Here is a 21,619-nt window from a genome sequence, read left to right as displayed (position 1 = left end):
GTCTTTAAAATATAATATTTATTTGAGGCCTCCCTTGTTGGAGGCCTTTTTAATCGGTAGACTAAAATAGAAAAAACAGCAAATGGTTACATTAAGTTACAATGCGTTTCGTTGAGTATTAATTTGATTGGCTAAAATACAATGCGAAACAGCACTTTTCATATTTATGGCTTAGCATGAAGATGCCGGAATATATCCGTAATTAGCCGAAAATTCCCGCCGAAATTATCTTGTGATCTCCCCTCCAAATTTTTTATTCGCTTACCCCTGATGGAAGATATTTGCGATCTGCTGGGTTATATTCAGCTGGTCAAAATAAACAAACCCGCGTCGAATTCATGCCGATGAGAGATGATGTTGATGATCGTCTATAAATTGGACTGAAGCGTCTACGGTAAGACATTCCATTCAGGAGCGCACACATGTTAAAAAATGCTTTCTCTAATCTGCAAAAGGTCGGTAAGGCGCTGATGCTGCCAGTATCGGTCTTGCCCGTTGCAGGTATTCTGCTGGGGGTGGGCGCTGCCCACTTCAGCTGGTTGCCGGAAATTGTCTCCCAATTGATGGAGCAGGCCGGTGGTTCCGTATTTGGTCAGATGGCCCTGCTGTTTGCAGTGGGCGTGGCCCTCGGCTTTACCAATAACGACGGCGTGTCCGGTCTGTCAGCCATCGTTGGCTACGGCATCATGGTCGCCACCCTGAAGGTCATGGCGCCCGTGATGGGCGTTGAGACCATCGAAACCGGCGTCTTGGGCGGTATCCTCGCCGGTGGCGTGGCCGCATGGGCGTTCAACCGCTTCTACAAGATCCAGTTGCCCGAGTATCTGGGCTTCTTCGCCGGCAAGCGCGCCGTGCCCATCATCACCGGTTTCGTCTCCATCGGCCTGGGCGTGATCCTGTCCGTCATTTGGCCGCCGGTGGGCGCTGCCATCGGAGCCTTCTCCGACTGGGCTGCCAACCAGAACCCGGTACTGGCCTTCGGTATCTACGGCGTGGTTGAGCGCTCCCTGATCCCGTTCGGTCTGCACCACATCTGGAACGTACCTTTCTTCTATCAGGCTGGTACCTGTGTCAACGCTGCCGGTGAAACCGTACACGGCATCATGACCTGCTTCCTGACTGCTGACGACGCTTCCCGCGCTGCCGGCAACGGCTTCGGTCAGCTGGCCGGTGGTTACCTGTTCAAGATGTTCGGTCTGCCTGCCGCCGCGTTTGCCATCGCGCACTCCGCCAAGCCGGAAAACCGCGCCAAGATCGTAGGTATCATGGCCTCTGCCGCCCTGACCTCTTTCCTGACCGGTATCACCGAGCCGATCGAATTCTCCTTCCTGTTCATCGCCCCGGTACTGTACGCCATCCACGCCGTGCTGGCTGGTCTGGCCTACGTGCTGACCAACTCCCTGGGCGTGGTACACGGTCACACCTTCTCCAACGGCTTCATCGACTTCGTGGTGCAATCCCCGCGTGCCGATCACATGCTGCTGCTGGTGGGTCTGGGTCTGGTCTATGCCGTCATCTACTACGTGGTCTTCACCGTGGTCATCCGTGCCATGAACCTGAAAACCCCGGGTCGTGAAGACGAAGCGGCCGAAGAGAGCGTTGGCCAGAGCAAGGACGAGATGTCTGCCGCACTGGTCTCTGCCTTCGGTGGCAAAGAGAACATCGCTTCGCTGGACGCCTGCATCACCCGTCTGCGGGTCGGTGTGAAAGACGTGGCCAAGGTTGACCAGGCTGGTCTGAAGAAACTGGGTGCTGCCGGTGTGGTAGTGGCAGGTTCTGGCGTACAAGCCATCTTCGGTACCAAGTCCGACAACCTGAAAACTGACATGGACATCTGGATGAAGAGCAACTAATCCTGTTGCCTGAATACCAGAGTTGTTGAAAAGGGAGGCACAAGCCTCCCTTTTTGCTGGGCGTCATAGGGCAGCCGGATGCGGTGCTGCATGTTTCGACCGACGCGGTATCAATGTTGCCATCGGTCTTCAGCTCAAAGAAAAAGGCGCCCATGGGCGCCTTTGCTGCATCAGACCGGTTTAGAGCTTTTCCAGATCCCGCTCGATTTCGCTGATCTTGTTCTGCACCACTTTTTCCAGGTGGCGCAGGTCGCGCAAGATCTTCTGCTTGATGTCCGGGTCGGCCTGCACGTGCACGCCCTGGGTCAGGTTGTCGAGCTCATCCACCACGTACTTGAGGTTGGCGTTGATCTCGGTGACATCCTTGTACTCGTGGGTGCCCGAATCGACCAGCATGGTCTTGCGCTGGCGCGGATATTTGAACTTGACGCTCTTGGCGAAGAACTCGCCCTTCTGTTTCTTGAAGTAGATCTTGAGGATGTCGTGATTGGCTTCCTGGCGCAGGGTATAGCTGTCCACTGAGGTGGGTTCCTGGATCCCCAGGCTCTTCAGATTCTCGTACATCGGGCTTCCTCGGTTTGAAACGATCCTGACCAATCTATCTTAACCGAGTCGGTGTGGCTTGCCTGTGACAGGGGCGCCAAAATCAAAAGGGCGCCATCAGGCGCCCTTTAAAATCACCGCAAACCGCTTACTCGTCGATGGAGCGCAGCAGGGCGTTGATGCCGACCTTGGCGCGGGTCTTGGCATCCACCTTCTTGACGATGACGGCGGCGTATAGGCTGTACTTGCCGCACTTGGAGGGCAGGGAGCCGGAGACGACCACCGAGCCGGCCGGGACGCGGCCGTAGTGGATCTCGCCGGTTTCACGGTCATAGATGCGGGTGGACTGGCCGATGAAGACGCCCATGGAGATGACGGAGCCCTCTTCCACGATCACCCCTTCCACCACTTCGGAACGGGCACCGATGAAGCAGTTGTCTTCGATGATGGTCGGGTTGGCCTGCAGCGGCTCCAGTACGCCGCCGATGCCGACGCCGCCGGAGAGGTGCACGTTCTTGCCGATCTGGGCGCAGGAGCCCACGGTGGCCCAGGTGTCGACCATGGTGCCTTCATCGACGAAGGCGCCGATGTTGACGTAGGAGGGCATCAGCACGGTATTGGGCGCGATGAAGGAGCCTTTGCGGGCGGTGGCCGGCGGCACCACGCGCACACCTGCTGCCTTGAACTGCTCGGCGCTGTAGTCGGAGAACTTGAGGGGAACCTTGTCGTAGTACTGGGCGTCGTCACCCTTGATGATGCCGTTGTCATTGATGCGGAAGTAGAGCAGTACCGCCTTCTTCAACCACTGGTGTACCACCCACTCGCCGGCAATCTTCTCGGCAACGCGAGCCTTGCCGGAGTCCAGCAGGTCGATGGCTTGCAGGATGGCGGCCTTGGTGGCGGCATCGACGGAGCCGGGAGTGATGGAATCACGGCGCTCGAAGGCCGCTTCGATGATCTGTTGCAACTCGGTCATGACAGGTTTCCTTTAAAAAATTCCGTTTGTTGTATCACACTTTTCCAATTGTTTTTAAGGGCTCGGGCCGATTTCTTCACGGGAACGCCGATTTATTGTGCTGGTGTGGTCCAACCATTTGTTCTGCTTGATAAATCAGGGACAGACTCGGCGTCTTGTGAAGCCTTCACGGGCCCGGCCTGCCCTCATCATCGGCCGACTCTTGCGGGTTGAGCTGGTTGACCAGCCGCTCCTCCAGCGCCTGCTGCTCGGCCTGGGTCAACGGCTCGCCGGCCAGGGTGGTGAGGCTGAAAAAGTCCTCCACCCGCTCGCCGATGGTGGTGATCTTGGCGGCATGGAGCGACAGGCCGCACTGCTGGAACACGGCGCCGATGCGGGCCAGCAGCCCCGGGGTATCGAGCGCGGTCAGCTCCAGCAGGGTGTGGCGGGTCTCCCCTTTGTGGGGCAGAAAGACCACCCGGGTCGGCACGCTGAACTGGCGGTGGCGCCGTGACAGGGGCTTGCTGCGCAGCACCAGCTTGCCCGGCTCCTGCAGTGCCTTCTCCAGCGCCTTCTTGATGGTGGCGGTGCGGTTGGGGCTGATGGGCTCGCCGTTGGGCTCGAGCACCACGAAGGTATCGAGCACGTAGTCGCTGCGCGAATTCATGATCTGGGCGTCGTGGATGTTGAGGTTCTTCTGATCCAGCGCAGAGGCCACGGTAGCGAACAGATTCGGGGTGTCGCGACAATAGATGAACACCTCGCTGCCGCCGCGGGTCGGGTGCTTGCCGATGATCACCAGCGGCGCCGGGTTGTCGCCGTGTTCGATGATCTTGCGGCAGTGCCAGGCGATCTGCTCCGGCGTGTGGCGCAGGAAGTAGTCGGCCTTGAAGTCGCTCCAGAGCTGGTTGATGGCCTCCTCCGGCACGTCGCGCTGGGCCAGGATCTGCTTGGCCTGGCGCTGATTCTCGCGGATCTTGAGGCGCATGTCGGGCGGATTTTCCAGCCCCTGGCGCAGCGCCTTCTGGGTGGCGAAGTAGAGCTCGCGCAGCAGGGTGCCTTTCCAGTCGTTCCAGAGGGTGTCGTTGGTGGCGCAGATATCGGCCACGGTCAGACAATACAGCAGGTCGAGGTGCTGCTCGTCGCGCACCTTCTGGGCAAAGTCGGTGACCACCTCGGGGTCATAGATGTCGCGGCGCTGGGCGGTGACCGACATCAGCAGATGGTGGCGCACCAGCCAGGCGACCAGCCGGCTCTCGTAGCGATCCAGACCGTGCAGCTGGCAGAACTCCAGCGCATCGACGGCGCCGAGCTCTGAGTGGTCGCCACGCCGGCCCTTGGCGATATCGTGGAACAGGGCGGCGATGCTGAGCAGCTCGGGCTTGCGCAGGCGGGTGAACACCTCGTGGCAGAGCGGGTGGGTCTGGCGGCTGGCCGGGTTGGGAAACTGGTGGATGTTCTTGAGCAGCCGGTGGGTGTGTTCATCCACCGTGTAGGCGTGGAACATGTCGAACTGCATCTGGCCGACGATGAGGTTCCACTGCGGCAGGTAGGCCGCCAGGATGCCGTACTTGTGCATCAGGGTGAGCGGCTGGCCGATGCCGTTGGGGTGGCGCAGCAGCGCCATGAACAGGCGGCGGCATTCCGGCAGGTCCTGCAGCCAGCAGTTGAGCTTGCGGCGCGCCTCGCGCAGCTGGCGCAGGGTGGCGGAGTGAATGCCGGCAATCTCCGGGTGCTGGGCTATCTGGTAGAAGAGGCGCAGGATGGCTGCGGGCTCGCGGCCGAACAGCTCGGAATCCACCGCATCGATGAGGCGCCCGCGCAGCTGGAACTCGTCGGAGAGGCGGCGCACGTCCATGGCGGTGTTGCCGAGGATCGCCTCGTCAAACAGCTGCAGCAGCATCTCGTTGAGCTCGGAGACCCGCCGCACCGTCTGGTAGAAGCGTTTCATCATCTGCTCGACCGGGGCGTTGCCTTCCCCCTCGAAGCCCAGCATCTGGGCCACGGTACGCTGGCGATCGAACAGCAGCCGGTTGTCGCCCTTGTTGATGGCCATGTGCAGGGCGAAGCGCACCTTCCACAAAAAATTCTGGCAATCGAGCAGCTCGCGATACTCGGCCCGGTTGAGGAAGCCGTGGCTGGTCATCTCGAACAGGGTGGTGGCGCCGAAGTGGCGGCGAGCCACCCAGGCCAGGGTCTGGATGTCGCGCAGGCCGCCGGGATTGCTCTTGAGATCCGGCTCCAGCTTGTAGGCGGTGCCGAGAAACTGCTGGTGGCGCTGGGCCTGCTCTTCGCGTTTGGCCTTGAAGAACTGCTCGCTCGGCCAGAAGTGCTGGGGGCCGGTGGCCTCCTTGAGCTGCTTGAATCCCGCCTCGCGGCCGGTGATGTAGCGCGCCTCGATGAGGTTGGTGGCGACCGTGATGTCGCCGCGCCCCTGCTCGAGGCACTCTGCCACGTTGCGTACCGCCTGGCCCACCTCCAGCTTGAGATCCCACAGCAGGGTGATGAATTCGCCGATGCGCAGCCCCAGCACCTCGTCCAGCTCGTCCCCTTCATAGAGGATCAGCAGGTCGATGTCGGAGTGGGGGTGCAGTTCGCCGCGGCCATAGCCACCCACCGCGATCAGGGTGAGCTCCGTCTTGTCGAAGCCGAACTTTTGCCACAACCGGGTCAGCAACTCGTCCATGTATTCGGAGCGGGTGGCCACCAGTTCGATGATGTTGTCACCGGCATCGAAGCGGGCGTGCAGCCAGCCGAGGAAACGGCTCAGGTACTCCTTGCAGTTCTCGCGGGTGAGCTGAGCGTCGGGTAACAGGTGGGGGGAAAGCAGGCTGGCATCCATGGCGTCTCACACTCTACTGTCGCACGCCTGTGCGCTGTTCTCGCACGGGTTCGCGGCTGATAAAAACAAAACCCCGGCGGGAGGCCGGGGTTTGATGTTAACCGTGTTTGATGAGACGGTCGATAGTGTCATCCGGGCGCAGGGTCAGCACCTCGCAGCCATCCTCGGTCACCAGCAGGGTGTGTTCCCACTGGGCGGAGTCGCCGCCATCCTTGGTGGTCACGGTCCAGCCATCCTTCGGATTGACCTTGCAGTGGTACTTCTTGCTGTTGACCATGGGCTCGATGGTGAAGCACATGCCCGGCTTGAGCTCCAGCTTGCCGCCGTTGCGATAGTGCAGGATCTGCGGCTCTTCATGGAACTCGGCCCCGATGCCGTGGCCACAGTAGTCGCGCACCACGGAGAAACCGGCCTTCTCGACGATGGGCTGGATCACGGCGCCGATCTCGGTGATGCACATGCCCGGACGCACCTGCTTGATGGCGGCGTAGAGGCTCTCCTGGGCGACCTTGCACAGCTGACGGCGCAGCGGGGTGGTCTCACCCACGATGAACATGGCCGAGGTATCGCCGTGGTAGCCATCCTTGATGACGGTGATGTCCAGGTTGATGATGTCCCCTTCCCGCAGTTTCTTGTGGTTCGGGATGCCGTGGCAGATCACATCGTTCACCGAGGTGCAGATGGACTTGGGGAAGCCGTGGTAGTTGAGCGGCGCAGGGATGGCCTGCTGCACGTCGACGATGTAGTCGTGGCAGAGGGTGTTCAGTTCGTCGGTGGTGACGCCCGCCTTGACGTGGGGGGCGATCATGACCAGCACATCGGCGGCCAGTTGGCCGGCAACGCGCATCTTTTCAATCTCTTCCGGTGTCTTGATTTTAATGGACATGGGATCTCTCTTGGGACCTGATCGCGCATCTATCGATGTCCGGCAATCAGGTAATGAAAAATAGATGCGTTTGCAATCAGGCCAAAATTTTATCCCCAACCCCCGTTTACTTCCAGTGTGATTGTCATCACAGCGTCAAATCGGCGCTTCAGCATGCTGCCCAGGGATCCATTTTTAGCGGTTCGGCTGGTGGTGTCCTGACCAAAGTTATGGTATAAAGCGCGCCGGAATGGGGAACTTGTGTCCTCATGCCATCACCCTTACTTAAACAACACACACACATCGACACATATGCCGGGGTGCCTTAACGGGTCGGTTATATGGGATGTGTGGAGGCCTAACCCCAATAGAGGTATAAAATGGCTAAAGTTTCTATGCGCGACATGCTGCAAGCCGGCGTTCACTTCGGTCACCAGACTCGTTACTGGAACCCGAAAATGAAATCCTACATCTTCGGTGCCCGCAGCAAGGTTCACATCATCAACCTGGAAAAAACCGTTCCGATGTTTGACGATGCCATGAACTTCATCAGCTCCGTAGCTGCCAAGAAGGGCAAGGTACTGTTCGTAGGTACCAAGCGTGCCGCGTCTGAAGCCGTAAAAGAAGCCGCTGAGCGTTGCGACCAGTTCTATGTTAACCACCGCTGGCTGGGCGGCATGCTGACCAACTGGAAAACCGTTCGTCAGTCCATCAAGCGCCTGAAAGATCTGGAAACCCAGAGCCAAGACGGTACCTTCGACAAGCTGACCAAGAAAGAGGCGCTGATGCGTACTCGCGAAATGGAAAAGCTGGAGAAGAGCCTGGGTGGTATCAAGAACATGGGCGGCCTGCCTGACGTTCTGTTCGTTGTCGATGCCGACCACGAGCACATCGCTATCAAAGAAGCCAACAATCTGGGTATCCCGGTAGTTTCCATCGTTGATACCAACTCCAACCCGGACGGCGTTGACTATGTCATCCCGGGTAACGACGACGCTATCCGTGCCGTTCAGCTGTACCTGAATGCTGCTGCTGACACCGTACTGGAAGCTCGCGCTCAGGACATCGTTGTTCAAGCCGAACAAGATGGCTTCGTTGAAGCTGAGTAATTGATAAGGACTGCAAAGCCCTTATTAACCAAGCTGATGTAATTGGTTAGCAGGGGCCCTTGTGGCCCCTGTTTCTTGTCAATTCAAGACCGAGGATACTGGACATGGCAAACATTTCTGCCGCCCTGGTAAAAGAACTGCGCGAGCGCACCGCCGCTGGCATGATGGATTGCAAAAAAGCACTGGAAGAAGCCAACGGTGATATCGAACTGGCTATCGAAAACATGCGCAAATCCGGTCAGGCCAAAGCCGCCAAGAAAGCTGGCCGTATCGCCGCTGAAGGTGTGATCTTCGCCCGTACCGAAGGCAACGTTGCCGTCATGATCGAGCTGAACTGCGAGACTGACTTCGTTTCCAAGGATGCTGGCTTCCTGGCCATGGGTCAGAAAATCGTTGAAATCGCCGCTACCCAGAAGATCGCTGACGTTGACGCGCTGAAAGCCGCCGACTTCGGCAACGGCGAGTCCGTTGAGCTGACCATCACCAACCTGATCGCCAAGATTGGTGAGAACATGAACCTGCGTCGCGTGATGCTGGTTGAAGGTGACAACCTGGGCACCTACGTTCACGGCTCCCGCATCGGTGTTATCACCAAGCTGGCCGGTGGTTCCGACGAGCTGGCCAAAGATCTGGCCATGCACGTTGCTGCCAACAGCCCGCAATTCGTCAAGCCGGAAGATGTGTCTGCCGAAGTCGTTGCCAAAGAGCGCGAAATCCAGATCGACATCGCCATCAACTCCGGCAAGCCGAAAGAGATCGCCGAGAAAATGGTTGAAGGCCGCATGAAGAAGTTCACCGGTGAGGTTTCCCTGACTGGTCAACCGTTCGTGAAAGATCCTTCCATGACCGTTGCCGAGCTGCTGAAGAAAGAAGGCGCTGACGTTGTTTCCTTCACCCGTTTCGAAGTGGGCGAAGGCATCGAGAAGCAAGAGACCGATTTCGCTGCGGAAGTTGCAGCCCAAATCGCGGCCGCTCAAAAGGCCTAATCGAACCGGTTTTTCCGTTTCCCCAGACCGCGACTTATGTCGCGGTCTTTATATGACCAGGAATCAGTGACATGAGTACCAATCCCAAGCCTGCATACAGACGTGTTCTTCTGAAGTTGAGTGGTGAAGCCCTGCAAGGATCCGAGGGTTTTGGCATTGATCCGGCGGTGCTGGATCGGATGGCCCAAGAGATCAAAGAACTGGTTGAGCTGGGTGTTCAGGTCGGTCTGGTCATCGGTGGCGGCAACCTGTTCCGTGGTGCCGGTCTTGCCAAGGCGGGCATGAACCGCGTGGTGGGCGACCACATGGGTATGCTGGCTACCGTGATGAACGGTCTGGCCATGCGTGATGCCCTGCATCGTGCTTATGTGAATGCCCGTCTGATGTCTGCCATCTCCCTGCAAGGCATCTGTGACTCCTATGTCTGGGCCGAAGCCATCAGCCAGCTGCGCGCCGGCAAGGTGGTGATCTTCTCCGCCGGTACCGGCAACCCCTTCTTCACTACCGATTCTGCGGCCTGTCTGCGTGGGATCGAGATCGAAGCTGACGTCGTGCTCAAGGCCACCAAGGTCGATGGCGTGTTCACCGACGATCCGGTCAAGAACCCGGATGCCGTGCTGTGTCATGAACTGAGTTATGATGAAGTTCTTGAAAAAGAACTCAAAGTAATGGATCTTGCTGCTTTTACACTGGCCCGCGACCACGATCTGCCGATCCGGGTGTTCAACATGAACAAGCCGGGTGCGCTGCGTCGGGTGATCATGGGCGAGCCGGAAGGTACCCTGATCCATCACGTCAGCAAGTGAGACAAGCGTGAGCTTCGGCTCGTTTGTCCATGACGCCAGCCAATAAGATAGATACGGGCCGGTTGACGGCTCGTTCGCCAAAAGGAAAACCACTGTGATCAACGAGATTAAAAACGACGCCAAGGACCGCATGGCCAAGAGCGTAGAGTCGCTCAAGACCCAGATGTCCAAGATCCGTACCGGCCGTGCTCACCCGAGCCTGCTCGACGGTATCCAGGTGGAGTATTACGGTGCGGCCACTCCTCTGAAACAGTTGGCCAACGTGGTGGCTGAAGATGCCCGCACCCTCTCCATCTCCATCTTTGACCGCTCCATGATCCAGGCGGTGGAAAAGGCCATCCTGACCTCCGATCTGGGCCTCAACCCGTCCAGCAACGGCCAGACCCTGCGCGTGCCGCTGCCGCCGCTGACCGAAGAGCGTCGTCGCGACCTGACCAAGATCGTGCGTGCCGAAGCGGAAGGTGCCCGGGTTGCCGTGCGCAACATCCGTCGCGATGCCAACGCCGACCTCAAAGCGCTGCTCAAAGACAAAGAGATCTCCGAAGACGACGACCGTCGTGCTCAGGAAGAGATCCAGAAGCTGACCGATTCCTTCATCAAGCTGGTAGACGAAGCACTGGCCCTGAAGGAAAAGGAGCTAATGGAAATCTAAGCCTCTGACAGGTATATTACGAGCGCCGTGTAGTGCCCCTGCACGGCGCTTTTGTCTTTGTGGGAGAAATGAATGTCGCTTTTGGCAGCCGTAGGTGATTGCGCCAATTCGTCCTTGCCTCGTCACGTCGCCATCATCATGGACGGCAACGGACGCTGGGCCCAGAACCGTGGCAAGATGCGGGTCTATGGCCACAAGGCAGGTGTGAAGTCTGTTCGTGAAGCAGTAACCTTTGCTGCGCGAGCCAAAATAGAAGCGCTGACCCTGTTTGCGTTTTCCAGCGAGAACTGGCGTCGCCCGGAAGGGGAGGTCAGTGCCCTGATGGAGCTGTTCATGACGGTGCTGGGTCGTGAGGTCAAGAAACTGCACAGCAACGGTATCCGGCTCAAGGTGATCGGCGATACCGCCCGTTTCAGCGAGCGTCTGCAGGCCAAGATTGCCAAGGCAGAGGCGCTGACCGCCAACAATCAGGGGCTGACCCTCAATATCGCTGCCAATTATGGTGGTCAGTGGGACATCGCCCAGGCGGCCCGCAAGCTGGCCCGTGCCGTGGCGAGCGGGGAACTGGCTGCGGATCAGATAGATGAAGCCATGCTTGGCCGCGAGGTATGCATGGCCGACCTGCCGCCGGTGGATCTGCTGATCCGCACCGGGGGCGATCATCGCATCAGCAATTTTGTGTTATGGCAGCTCGCCTATGCCGAGCTCTATTTTACCCCGGTGCTGTGGCCTGATTTCAACGAGGCCGAGTTCAGCGAGGCCGTTGCCTCCTTCGTGGCCCGTGAGCGTCGTTTCGGCTGCACGGGTGAACAGATCCGGGAATTGATCGCCGAGCAACAGACCGGCTAACCCCCCTCCCAAGAGAGAGGCTTCTTTTGCTAAAACAACGAATTATTACCGCATTGCTACTGGTTCCCCTGGTGTTGGGGGCGCTGTTTTTTCTGCCGTTGAAATTCTTTGCCCTGTTGGCATCCCTGGTATTTCTGTTGGCCAGCCGCGAGTGGAGCGGCTTCGTTTCTGCCAAGCCGCAGCAGTGGCTGCCGCTGGTGTACTGCCTGCTGCTCGGTGCCAGTCTGTTCTGGCTGCCGGTGGAGCAGCTGTGGACTCCTCATCTGCATCCGCTGGTGATGGGCGTGCTCTGGACCGCCGTCAGCTGGTGGCTGCTGGGGCTGCTGCTGGTGCTGCGCTATCCCCAGAGCGCCAAGCTGTGGAAGGAGTCCATCTGGCTCAAGTCCCTGTTCGGCCTGGTGACCCTGGTCCCCTTCTTCTGGTCCCTGGTGGCCATCCGTGGTTACAACTTCTATCACGACCCCATGATGGGGGCCTGGATCCTGCTGTTCGTGATGGGACTGGTCTGGGCGGCAGATTCTGGCGCGTATTTTTTCGGCAAGGCGTTCGGCAAACACAAGCTGGCGCCGGCCGTGAGCCCCGGCAAAACCATCGAAGGCATGTGTGGCGGCCTGTTTACCGCCAGCCTGCTGGCGGTCGGGGTGACCTGGTTCATGGGCTTCGTGCCCGCCAAGATGGCCATCGTGCTGTTCTGCTCCTTGCTGGCGGTGCTGGCATCGGTACTGGGCGATCTCACCGAGAGCATGTTCAAGCGCGAAGCCGGCATCAAGGATTCAGGCACCCTGCTGCCCGGCCACGGTGGCATCCTCGATCGGATTGACAGCCTGACCGCCGCGCTGCCGGTATTCCTGCTCAGCTATCTGCTGCTCAGCCAGGAGTTTTGATGCTCAGCCTGATGCGTCTGCCTGCGGCGGGCGCCATCCATTCGTCATACAGCGGGAGTTTTGATGCATAACCTGGTGATTCTGGGAGCCTCCGGCTCCATCGGTCAGAGTACGCTCAAGGTACTGCGGCACAATCCGGGGCGCTGGCAGGTGCTGGCGCTGACCGCGGCCCGCAGCGTGGAGGCCATGCTGCGCGATTGCCTCGAATTCTCTCCCCGCTTCGCCGTCATGGTGGACGAGACCGCCGCCCGCGAGCTGGCCGCTCAACTCAAGACCCACGGCAGCGCGACTCGCGTCATGGCTGGCCCGGCCGCCCTGTGCGAAGTGGCCGCTCACCCCGATGCCCACAGCGTGATGGCCGCCATCGTCGGCGCCGCCGGGCTTGCGCCCACCATGGCGGCGGTGCGTGCCGGCAAGCGCATCCTGCTGGCCAACAAGGAGGCCCTGGTGATGTCCGGCGCCTTCTTCATGGAGGCGGTACGCGAGCACGGGGCCGAGCTGCTGCCCATCGACAGCGAACACAACGCCATTTTCCAGTGTCTGCCAGAGGCCATCCAGCGCCAGCCGGGCTTTTGTGACCTGGCGGGAGCTGGGATCAGCAAGATCCTGCTGACCGGCTCCGGTGGCCCGTTCCGTTATACCGACATTGCTGAGCTGGCCCGCGTCACCCCGGCTCAGGCCATTGCCCATCCCAACTGGTCCATGGGGGCCAAGATCTCGGTCGACTCCGCCACCATGATCAACAAGGGGCTGGAGTATATCGAGGCGCGCTGGCTGTTCAACGCGGCGCCCGAGCAGATCCAGGTGGTGATCCATCCCCAGTCGGTGATTCACTCCATGGTGCAGTACAAGGACGGCTCCGTGCTGGCCCAGCTCGGCAATCCGGACATGTGTACCCCCATCGCCCACGCGCTGGCCTATCCGGCTCGAATCGAGTCCGGTGTGGAACCTTTGGATTTCTTCAGTGTCGGAGAGTTCAGCTTTATCCGTCCCGACTATGAGCGCTATCCCTGCCTGCAGCTTGCCATGCATGCCTGTCAGCAGGGGCAGGCCGCGACCACGGCCCTCAATGCCGCCAACGAGGAGGCCGTGGCGGCTTTCCTTGCAGAGCGGATCGGTTTTATGGATATTGCCAGAGTCAATGAGGCCACCATGCTCGCCCTGGGCGGTACGGCGGCCGGTTCGCTGGACGATTTGATTGCGCTGGATGGGGCGGCCCGTGCCCGTGCTCACAATTTGATTGAGGAGCTTAGCTGATGAGAGCTGTTTCGTGGCATTGTGCTGCCTTCACCCTGATTGTCGGAGACAGGACCATGCATGAAAGCGAGGTGATGGGCTGATGGGCGGTGTGTTGTGGAACATCGGTGCCTTTATCGTCGCCCTCGGGCTGCTGGTTGCGGTACATGAATTCGGCCACTTCTGGGTGGCCCGTCGTTGCGGCGTCAAGGTCGAACGTTTCTCCATCGGTTTCGGCAAGGCCATCTGGCGTCGGCTGGGCAAGGATGGCACCGAGTACGTGCTGGCCCTGATCCCCCTCGGCGGTTACGTCAAGATGCTGGACGGCCGGGTGGACGAGCTCAAGCCCGGTGATGAGCAGTACGCTTTCAATCACAAGAGCGTCTGGGCGCGGATGGCCATCGTGGCTGCCGGCCCCATGGCCAACTTTGTGTTTGCCCTGTTCGCCCTCTGGCTGATGTTCATGATCGGCGTGCCCGCCGTCAAACCCGTGGTGGGCGAGGTACGTCCCGCCTCCATCGTGGCGGCGGCCGGGGTGGAACCCGGCATGGAGATCGTCGGCGTCGGCGGCGAGGAGACCGGTGACTGGGAGAGCGTGACCTATGCCCTCATCAGCCACCTTGGCGATGACTCGGTCCAGCTCAAGCTCAAGGCGGCCAACACCAGCTACGCGGTGGACATGACCTTGCAGCTGGCTGGCTGGAAATTTGACCCCGACAAGGAGTCTCCCATCGGCAGCCTGGGCATAGTGCCGCTTGGTGGCAAGGTGCTGCCGGTGGTCGATGCGGTGGTGGCCGCGAGCGCCAGCGAGAAGGCCGGCATTCAGGCGGGCGATCGCATCAAGCGGGTAGGGGAGCAGGAGATCACCGAGTGGGCCCAGTTTGTCCACCAGGTGCAGCAGTCTCCCCAGCAGCCGCTTGAGGTGACCGTCGAGCGGGCGGGCAGCGAGCTGACCCTGACGCTGACGCCGGATGCCAAGAAGGTGCGGGGCCAGCTGGTCGGTTTCGTCGGCCTGTCGCCGCAACTGGTTCCATTACCGGATGAGTATCGGATTCTGTTACAGTATGGGCCTTTGCAAGCCCTGTGGCAGGGTGCCCAGAAGACCTGGAGCCTGACCACCCTGACCTTCGACATGATCGGCAAGCTGATCGGTGGCATCGTCTCGCTGGACAACCTGAGCGGCCCCATTTCCATTGCCAAGGGCGCGGGCAGCAGTGCCGACTACGGTCTGGTCTACTTTCTCGGCTTTCTGGCGCTGATCAGCGTCAACCTGGGGATCATCAACCTGTTCCCCCTGCCGGTGCTGGACGGTGGCCATCTGGTCTACTTCCTCATCGAGGCGGTCACCGGCAAACCGGTATCAGAAAAAATTCAGGAAGTGGGTTTCCGGATTGGCGCCGCCATTCTGATGTTACTGATGGGTATTGCGCTGTTTAATGATTTCGCTCGCCTCTGAGGCCAGAGCATCAACAAGGACACATAAGAACAAAATGGCTGTTAAAAAAGCATTGGTGTTGAGTTGCCTGCTGGGTGCCAGTTTCCTGGCCCAGGCGGCCCCTGCCTCTTTTGTGGTGCAAGATATTCAGGTTGAAGGTCTGCAGCGGGTGACCCTGGGGGCCGCCCTGCTGAACCTGCCGATCCGGGTGGGCGATTCCGTCGATTCCGTGACGCTGGCCAACGCCATCAAGAAGCTCTATGCCTCCGGCAACTTCGAGGACGTCAAGGTCTACCGCGACGGCCAGGTGCTGCAAGTGGCGGTCAAAGAGCGGCCGACCATCTCCAGCATCGAGTTCTCCGGCAACAAGGATATCAAGGAAGAGCAGCTGACCCAGAGCCTGGAGTCCTCCGGCATCCGGGTGGGTGATCCGCTGGATCGTACCGTGCTGAGCTCCCTTGAGAAGGGGCTGGAAGATTTCTACTACGGCGTGGGCAAGTACTCCGCCAAGGTCAAGGCCATCGTTACCCCGCTGCCGCGCAACCGGGTCGACCTCAAGTTCACCTTCGTGGAAGGGGAAGCGGCCAAGATCCAGCAGATCAACATCGTCGGCAACAACGTGTTCCCGGAAGAGAAGCTGCTGGCCCAGCTCTCCCTCAAGGACGACGTGCCCTGGTGGAACTTCACCGGTGACCAGCGCTACCAGAAGCAGAAACTGGCCGGCGACATCGAAACTCTGCGCTCCTACTACATGGACCGCGGCTACATCCGCTTTACCCAGGAGTCGACCCAGGTCTCCATGACCCCGGACAAGAAGGGGGTCTACGTCACCCTCAACGTCAAGGAAGGGGATCAATACAAGGTGTCCGGCATCCAGCTCAAGGGCGATCTGATCGATCGTGGCGGCGAGATGAAGGGGCTCATCCCCATCGAGACCGGCAGCATCTACTCCGCCAGCCAGGTGACCCACACCGAAGAGGTGCTCTCCAAGTTCCTCGGTCGCTACGGCTACGCCTACCCGAAAGTGGTCACCTTCCCGCAGGTCAACGATAAGACCAAGGAAGTGGAGCTCATCGTCAACATCGAGCCGGGCCCCCGCGTCTATGTGCGCAACATCAACTTCACCGGCAACGTCACCACCAAGGACGAAGTACTGCGCCGCGAGATGCGTCAGATGGAGGGCACCTGGCTCTCTTCCGACAGCGTCGAGCAGTCCAAGACCCGTCTCAACCGCCTCGGCTTCTTCGAAACCGCCGAAGTGGACACCAAGCGGGTGCCGGGCAGCGATGACCAGGTCGATCTGGACTTCAAGGTCAAGGAGCAACCGGCCGGTTCCATCAACGCCGGTGTGGGTTACGGTACCGAATCTGGCCTGAGCCTGCAGGCGGGCCTGCAGCAGGACAACTTCATGGGGACCGGCAAGAAGATCGGCATCTCCGCCAGTACCAACAAGTACTCCAAGAGCGTCGACCTCAGCTACAACGATCCCTACTTCACCGTGGACGGGGTCAGTCTGGGCGGTCGTCTCTACTACAACCAGTTCAGTGCGGCCGATGCCAACATCGTGGACTACGAGAACACCACCATCGGCTTCCGCCTTTCCAGTGGTTTCCCGGTCAACGAGAACAACCGCCTCGACTTCAGTCTCGGGGTCGAAAACAACAAACTGTCCCAGCCCAACCCCTATCTGCAGGTGGATGAGTTCTGGAAGGTGTACAGCGAGAACAAGGATGGCGACAACCGCATGGTGTTCAACACCGTCGACGTCACCGCCGGCTGGACCCGTTCCACCCTCAACAAGGGCCAGTTCCCGACCGCCGGTGACCGTCAGCGGGTCAACGCCAAGGTGACCGTGCCGGGCATGGATCTGCAGTACTTCAAGCTCAACGCCGAAGACGCGCACTACTTCCCGTTCGATGCGGATCACAAGTGGGTGCTGATGGCCAAGGCGCGTGCCTCCTACGGCAACGGCTACGGCAGCAACGGCAGCTATGACCACGTATTGCCGTTCTTCGAGAACTACTTCGCCGGTGGTTTCGATACCCTGCGCGGCTTCAAGAGCAATACCGTGGGTCCGAAGGCGCTCTACTACTACAACCTGAGCGGCAACGACGTCATCCAGGGCACCGACAGCTCGGTGGGCGGCAACGCCCTGGCGGTCGCCTCCCTCGAGATGATAGTGCCGACGCCGTTTGCGTCCGAGACCTATCAGCCGCAACTGCGGACCAGCTTCTTCATCGATGCCGGCTCCGTGTGGGATACCACCTTCGACTATGACCAGTACCGCAACCGTTGCTTCAGCGGCTGCAACTATCTGGCCGACTATTCGGATCCGACCAACTACCGCGCCTCGGCCGGTCTGTCGCTGCAGTGGCTCTCCCCGATGGGCCCGCTGGTGTTCGCGATTGCCCGTCCGCTCAAGCAGTACGAGGGCGACCGGACCGAGTTCTTCTCATTCAACATCGGCCGTACCTTCTAAGGACGGACTCTGCCCCCACCCAGCGGTGGGGGTATTCAATGATGGGACGCGCAGCTTGCGTGCCTCACCAGGTAACAAGTCGGTCCGGGTACCACTTGCATAATCAGGTAAATCAGGTAGCCCTCACATGAGGGAACAAGGAGTAAGTGTGAATAAAGCGTTGAAAGTAGCTGGTTTGAGTTTTGCACTGATGGCTGCCGGCATGGGCTCCGCCTTGGCCGAGACCAAGATCGCCGTGGTCGACATGGGCGAAGTATTCCAAAAGCTGCCCCAGCGTGAAGCAGTCTCCAAGAAGCTGAAAGGCGAATTCGAGCCGCGCATGCGTGAGCTGCAGAAGCTGGAATCCGACGGTCAGAAACTGGTCGAGAAGTTCAAGAAGGACGAAGCCTTCATGAGCGCCGAGCAGAAGAAGCAGAACCAGGAGAAACTGGCCAAGCTGCAGATGGAGTTCAACCAGAAGCGTCAGGCGTTTGAACAGGACAACGGTCGCCGTCAGTCCGAAGAGCGCAACAAGATCCTGACCAAGGTGCAGGCTGCCATCGATTCCATCGCCAAGAGCAATGGTTACGATCTGGTGCTGGAGCGCAACGCCGCCCCGTATGCCGCCAGCAAGCTGGACATCTCTGCCCAGGTTATTTCTCAGGTAAGCAAGAGCAACTAATTGATGGCATTCACTCTCGCACAGCTGGCCCAGCAACTGGGGGCCCAGGTCCATGGCGACGGAACCCTGGAAATCCGCAAGGTAGCGACACTGGAAAAGGCCGGGGAGGGGGACATCACCTTCCTGTCCAATAAAAAGTACCGGCATTATCTGGAGCAGAGCAAGGCGACCGCCGTGCTCATTACAGAAGCGGATCTGCCATTTTGTCCCACCAATGCCCTGGTGCTCAAAGACCCCTATGTGGGCTTTGCCCGGGTTGCCCAACTGCTGGACACCACCCCGCAGCCGGCCACGGATATCCATCCGAGCGCCGTCATCGCGGCGGACGTGCAACTGGGCGAGAGAGTGGCCATCGGGGCCAATGCGGTGATCGAATCCGGCGTCGTGCTGGGTGACGATGTACGCATTGGCCCGGGCTGTTTCGTTGGCAAGAATACCCGACTGGGAGCTCGCTCCCGGTTGTGGGCCAACGTCACCCTGTATCACAACATCACCATGGGTACCGACTGTCTGGTTCAATCCGGCACAGTGATCGGGGCCGATGGGTTCGGTTATGCCAACGAGCGCGGCGAGTGGATCAAGATCCCCCAGCTCGGCGGCGTGACCATCGGCAACCGGGTCGAGATCGGTGCCTGCACCACCATCGACCGCGGCGCGCTGGAAGATACCCGCATCGCTGACAACGTCATCATCGACAACCAGTGCCAGATCGCCCACAACGTCGAGATCGGCTACGGCACCGCCGTGGCGGGCTCCACCGTGATGGCAGGTAGTCTCAAGGTCGGCAAATACTGTATCATTGGCGGCGCCTCCGTCTTTAACGGGCACATGGAGATCTGCGACCAGGCCACCGTTACCGGCATGGCCATGGTGATGCGACCCATTACCGAGCCCGGTGTCTACTCTTCCGGCATCCCCCTGCAAACCAATAAAGAGTGGCGCAAGACCGCCGCCCGGGTGATGCGTATCGAAGAGATGCACAAGCGGTTGAGCAAGCTTGAGAAGAAGCTGGACCAAGAATAATCACGATTGGTATAGGGTACTGTTTTGACTACTGAAAAGAAGAGCCTGGGTATCCAGGAAATAATGGATCTGCTGCCCCACCGTTATCCGTTCCTGATGGTGGACAAGGTGGAAAACTACGAGATCAGCGATGAGCGCAAGACCTTGCGTGCCATCAAGAACGTCTCGTTCAACGAGCCGATCTTTCAGGGCCACTTCCCGGCCAAGCCGGTGTTCCCGGGCGTGCTGATCCTGGAAGCCATGGCACAGGCCACCGGTATCCTGGCGTTTACCATGGTGGGCAAGCCGTCTCCCAACGAACTCTATTACTTTGCCTCAATCGACAACGCTCGTTTCAAGCGTCCGGTGGGCCCCGGCGATCAGCTGGTGCTTGACGTGGAATTCCTGAAAGAGCGTCGCGGGATCGCCAAGTTCACCGGTGTGGCCACGGTCAACGGTGAAGTGGTCTGTACCGCCGAGCTGATGTGCGCCAAACGCGAGGTTTAATACACGTGATCGACCAGACTGCCATCATTCACGATACTGCCGTCGTCCATGAGTCTGCCGTCATCGGTAAAGGGGTTGAAATCGGCCCCTTTTCTGTCATCGGTGCCGAGGTGGAAATCGGCGACAACACCTGGGTCAGCTCCCATGTGGTGATCAAGGGCCCGACCAAGATTGGTCGTGGCAACAAGATCTTCCAGCACACCTCCATCGGTGAGGATTGCCAGGACAAGAAGTACGCCGGCGAGCGCACCTTCCTCGAGATCGGCGACAACAACGTCTTTCGCGAGAACTGCACCGTGCACCGCGGCACCATCCAAGATCAGTCCCTGACCAGGATCGGCAGCGGCAACCTGTTCATGGTCAACGTTCACGTTGCCCACGACTGCATCATCGGTGACAACTGCATCTTCGCCAACAACGCGACCCTGGCGGGCCACGTGGTGATCGGCGATTTCGTGATCTTCGGCGGTCTCTCCGCGATCCACCAGTTTGGCCGCGTCGGCTCCCACGCCTTCGTCGGTGGCTGCGCCGCCCTCAACAAGGACGTGCCTCCCTACGTGATGGCCGCTGGCAACTACGCCAAGCCGTTCGGGGTCAACTCCGAGGGGCTGCGTCGCCGCGGTTTCAGTGCCGAGGCCATCTCCGCCGTCAAGCGCGCTTATAAGGAGATCTTCCGCTCCGGCAAGACCATCGAAGAGGTGCTGCCGGTACTGATCGAAATGGCGGCCAGCGAGCCGGCCATCCAGCTCTACGTGGATTTCCTCAAAGACAACGAGCGCGGGATCATCCGTGCCTGATCCCGTTCGCATCGGTATCGTCGCCGGAGAGGTTTCCGGCGACATTCTGGCTGCCGGCCTGGTGCGCGAGCTGCAGGCCCGCTACCCGGACGCCCAGTTCGAAGGGATCGCCGGGCCGCGCATGCAGGCCCTCGGCGTGAAGGCACTGTTCGAGATGGAAGAGCTTTCCGTCATGGGGATCACCGAGGTGCTGGGCCGTCTGCCGCGCATTCTCAAGGTCCGCCGCGAACTGCTGTGCCACTTCATCGCCAATCCGCCCGATATCTTCATCGGGGTGGATGCACCGGATTTCAATATCGGGGTGGAGCTCAAACTGCGCCGCGCCGGTATCAAGACGGTTCACTACGTCAGCCCCTCGGTGTGGGCCTGGCGCCAGAACCGCATTCACAAGATCAAGGCCGCCACCGACATGGTGCTCGCCTTCCTGCCGTTCGAGAAAGCCTTCTACGACCGCTTCGATGCCCCTTGCCGTTTCGTCGGCCACACCATGGCGGACGACATCCCGCTGGTGCCGGATCAGGCCGCGGTACGCAGAACCCTCGGCATCGACGCCAACCGGCGCTGGCTGGCGGTGCTGCCGGGCAGCCGCAGTGCCGAGGTGGGCTTTATGTCGCCCCTGTTTCTCGATGCCTGCAAACACCTGACGGTGCGCTATCCGGATCTCGGTTTCATCGTGCCGCTGGTCAACCAGAAGCGGCGCGAGCAGTTCCTGGCCATCAAGGCCGAACTGGCGCCGGATCTCGACATGGTGCTGCTGGAAGGGCAGGGCCGTGAGGCGATGATCGCCGCCGACGTGGTGATGCTGGCCTCCGGCACCGCGGCGCTTGAAGCCATGCTGGTGAAAAAGCCGATGGTGGTGGGCTACAAGCTCAAGCCGTTCAGCTACTGGCTGGCCCAGCGGCTGGTGAAGACCGAATTCGTCTCCCTGCCCAACCTGCTGGCCGGTCGCATGCTGGTGCCCGAGCTCATCCAGCACGAGTGCACCCCGGAGAATCTGGTGATCGAGGTGAGCAAGTTCTTCGAGCACGACAACAGCGCGCTGGTGAACACCTTCACCGAGCTGCACCAACTCATCCGCTGCAATGCGGATCAGCAGGCGGCCGAAGCGGTGGCCGAGCTGCTCGGCAGATAACTTCAGGGCGGCCGCAGGGGCTGCGC

19 protein-coding genes are annotated in these 21,619 nt (G+C 59.8%); 15 read left to right on the top strand and 4 right to left on the bottom strand.

The genetic code is table 11. The features are described from left to right. The first annotated feature begins 422 nt into the window (after positions 1–422). Positions 423–1,853 (top strand): PTS glucose transporter subunit IIBC, encoded by a 1,431-nt coding sequence (ptsG, locus tag QLG02_RS13045; protein ID WP_016349865.1) that lies wholly within the window; start codon positions 423–425, stop codon positions 1,851–1,853. Positions 1,854–2,033: 180 nt separating this feature from the next. Here ptsG and QLG02_RS13040 read toward each other — a convergent pair whose 3' ends face one another. The 4 genes from QLG02_RS13040 to map form a co-directional block, all read right to left on the bottom strand. Continuing rightward, complete coding sequence (locus QLG02_RS13040; RefSeq protein ID WP_011705091.1) at positions 2,034–2,417, bottom strand: DUF3461 family protein; 384 nt, start codon at positions 2,415–2,417, stop codon at positions 2,034–2,036. A 127-nt stretch (positions 2,418–2,544) separates the two neighbouring features. Continuing rightward, positions 2,545–3,372 carry a 2,3,4,5-tetrahydropyridine-2,6-dicarboxylate N-succinyltransferase gene (gene dapD, locus QLG02_RS13035; protein ID WP_005303473.1) on the bottom strand — a complete coding sequence of 276 codons (828 nt, stop codon included), beginning with the start codon at positions 3,370–3,372 and terminating at the stop codon, positions 2,545–2,547. Between the two features lie 166 nt (positions 3,373–3,538). Beyond that, on the bottom strand, positions 3,539–6,193 hold the full coding sequence (glnD, locus tag QLG02_RS13030; protein ID WP_106551984.1) for a bifunctional uridylyltransferase/uridylyl-removing protein GlnD: 2,655 nt from the start codon (positions 6,191–6,193) through the stop codon (positions 3,539–3,541). A 97-nt stretch (positions 6,194–6,290) separates the two neighbouring features. Continuing rightward, positions 6,291–7,079, bottom strand: a complete 789-nt coding sequence (gene map, locus QLG02_RS13025; RefSeq protein WP_282465350.1) for a type I methionyl aminopeptidase — start codon at positions 7,077–7,079, stop codon at positions 6,291–6,293. A 359-nt stretch (positions 7,080–7,438) separates the two neighbouring features. On the opposite strand from map, the gene rpsB reads away from it, so the two are divergent. The 14 genes from rpsB (at position 7,439) to lpxB (ending at position 21,593) form a co-directional block, all read left to right on the top strand. Beyond that, positions 7,439–8,167: a 30S ribosomal protein S2 gene (gene rpsB / locus QLG02_RS13020; protein WP_005303470.1), complete on the top strand. Its 729-nt coding sequence runs from the start codon at positions 7,439–7,441 to the stop codon at positions 8,165–8,167. A gap of 104 nt (positions 8,168–8,271) precedes the next feature. After that, positions 8,272–9,153 (top strand): translation elongation factor Ts, encoded by an 882-nt coding sequence (gene tsf / locus QLG02_RS13015; protein WP_016349867.1) that lies wholly within the window; start codon positions 8,272–8,274, stop codon positions 9,151–9,153. Positions 9,154–9,224: 71 nt separating this feature from the next. After that, positions 9,225–9,959: a UMP kinase gene (gene pyrH / locus QLG02_RS13010; protein WP_011705095.1), complete on the top strand. Its 735-nt coding sequence runs from the start codon at positions 9,225–9,227 to the stop codon at positions 9,957–9,959. Positions 9,960–10,053: 94 nt separating this feature from the next. Then, positions 10,054–10,611 (top strand): ribosome recycling factor, encoded by a 558-nt coding sequence (gene frr / locus QLG02_RS13005; protein ID WP_011705096.1) that lies wholly within the window; start codon positions 10,054–10,056, stop codon positions 10,609–10,611. Between the two features lie 72 nt (positions 10,612–10,683). Continuing rightward, complete coding sequence (gene uppS, locus QLG02_RS13000; protein ID WP_011705097.1) at positions 10,684–11,460, top strand: polyprenyl diphosphate synthase; 777 nt, start codon at positions 10,684–10,686, stop codon at positions 11,458–11,460. A 26-nt stretch (positions 11,461–11,486) separates the two neighbouring features. Then, positions 11,487–12,344 (top strand): phosphatidate cytidylyltransferase, encoded by an 858-nt coding sequence (locus tag QLG02_RS12995; RefSeq protein WP_005303453.1) that lies wholly within the window; start codon positions 11,487–11,489, stop codon positions 12,342–12,344. Between the two features lie 63 nt (positions 12,345–12,407). Beyond that, complete coding sequence (ispC, locus tag QLG02_RS12990; RefSeq protein ID WP_282465349.1) at positions 12,408–13,601, top strand: 1-deoxy-D-xylulose-5-phosphate reductoisomerase; 1,194 nt, start codon at positions 12,408–12,410, stop codon at positions 13,599–13,601. Between the two features lie 82 nt (positions 13,602–13,683). Next, entirely contained in the window at positions 13,684–15,036 is a 1,353-nt protein-coding gene (gene rseP / locus QLG02_RS12985) for a sigma E protease regulator RseP (protein WP_282465348.1), read from the top strand. Between the two features lie 34 nt (positions 15,037–15,070). Next, complete coding sequence (gene bamA / locus QLG02_RS12980; protein WP_039212963.1) at positions 15,071–17,494, top strand: outer membrane protein assembly factor BamA; 2,424 nt, start codon at positions 15,071–15,073, stop codon at positions 17,492–17,494. Positions 17,495–17,642: 148 nt separating this feature from the next. Then, positions 17,643–18,155, top strand: coding sequence for an OmpH family outer membrane protein (locus QLG02_RS12975; RefSeq protein WP_011705101.1), 513 nt, complete (start codon positions 17,643–17,645; stop codon positions 18,153–18,155). 3 nt (positions 18,156–18,158) lie between these two features. After that, complete coding sequence (gene lpxD / locus QLG02_RS12970; RefSeq protein ID WP_011705102.1) at positions 18,159–19,178, top strand: UDP-3-O-(3-hydroxymyristoyl)glucosamine N-acyltransferase; 1,020 nt, start codon at positions 18,159–18,161, stop codon at positions 19,176–19,178. A gap of 24 nt (positions 19,179–19,202) precedes the next feature. Then, positions 19,203–19,664: a 3-hydroxyacyl-ACP dehydratase FabZ gene (gene fabZ / locus QLG02_RS12965; RefSeq protein WP_010634777.1), complete on the top strand. Its 462-nt coding sequence runs from the start codon at positions 19,203–19,205 to the stop codon at positions 19,662–19,664. Positions 19,665–19,669: 5 nt separating this feature from the next. Beyond that, entirely contained in the window at positions 19,670–20,461 is a 792-nt protein-coding gene (gene lpxA, locus QLG02_RS12960; protein ID WP_016349875.1) for an acyl-ACP--UDP-N-acetylglucosamine O-acyltransferase, read from the top strand. After that, the gene (lpxB, locus tag QLG02_RS12955) at positions 20,454–21,593 is read left to right on the top strand and encodes a lipid-A-disaccharide synthase (protein ID WP_282465347.1); all 1,140 of its coding nucleotides are present in this window, start codon (positions 20,454–20,456) and stop codon (positions 21,591–21,593) included. Before lpxA ends, lpxB begins: the two co-directional genes overlap by 8 nt. Positions 21,594–21,619: the final 26 nt, after the last annotated feature.

Origin of the sequence: Aeromonas sp. V90_14 (genome assembly GCF_029967615.1) — a bacterium.
In the GTDB taxonomy this organism is placed as follows: domain Bacteria; phylum Pseudomonadota; class Gammaproteobacteria; order Enterobacterales; family Aeromonadaceae; genus Aeromonas; species Aeromonas hydrophila.
Note: the sequence above shows the minus strand (reverse complement) of the source record. Positions and strands in the feature narration are given on the sequence as shown.

Coding starts and splice junctions, on each gene's coding strand:
- ptsG (WP_016349865.1), top strand. CDS start 423: ATGTTAAAAAATGCTTTCTCTAATCTGCAAAAGGTCGGTAAGGCGCTG.
- QLG02_RS13040 (WP_011705091.1), bottom strand. CDS start 2,417: ATGTACGAGAATCTGAAGAGCCTGGGGATCCAGGAACCCACCTCAGTG.
- dapD (WP_005303473.1), bottom strand. CDS start 3,372: ATGACCGAGTTGCAACAGATCATCGAAGCGGCCTTCGAGCGCCGTGAT.
- glnD (WP_106551984.1), bottom strand. CDS start 6,193: ATGGATGCCAGCCTGCTTTCCCCCCACCTGTTACCCGACGCTCAGCTC.
- map (WP_282465350.1), bottom strand. CDS start 7,079: ATGTCCATTAAAATCAAGACACCGGAAGAGATTGAAAAGATGCGCGTT.
- rpsB (WP_005303470.1), top strand. CDS start 7,439: ATGGCTAAAGTTTCTATGCGCGACATGCTGCAAGCCGGCGTTCACTTC.
- tsf (WP_016349867.1), top strand. CDS start 8,272: ATGGCAAACATTTCTGCCGCCCTGGTAAAAGAACTGCGCGAGCGCACC.
- pyrH (WP_011705095.1), top strand. CDS start 9,225: ATGAGTACCAATCCCAAGCCTGCATACAGACGTGTTCTTCTGAAGTTG.
- uppS (WP_011705097.1), top strand. CDS start 10,684: ATGTCGCTTTTGGCAGCCGTAGGTGATTGCGCCAATTCGTCCTTGCCT.
- ispC (WP_282465349.1), top strand. CDS start 12,408: ATGCATAACCTGGTGATTCTGGGAGCCTCCGGCTCCATCGGTCAGAGT.
- rseP (WP_282465348.1), top strand. CDS start 13,684: ATGGGCGGTGTGTTGTGGAACATCGGTGCCTTTATCGTCGCCCTCGGG.
- bamA (WP_039212963.1), top strand. CDS start 15,071: ATGGCTGTTAAAAAAGCATTGGTGTTGAGTTGCCTGCTGGGTGCCAGT.
- lpxD (WP_011705102.1), top strand. CDS start 18,159: ATGGCATTCACTCTCGCACAGCTGGCCCAGCAACTGGGGGCCCAGGTC.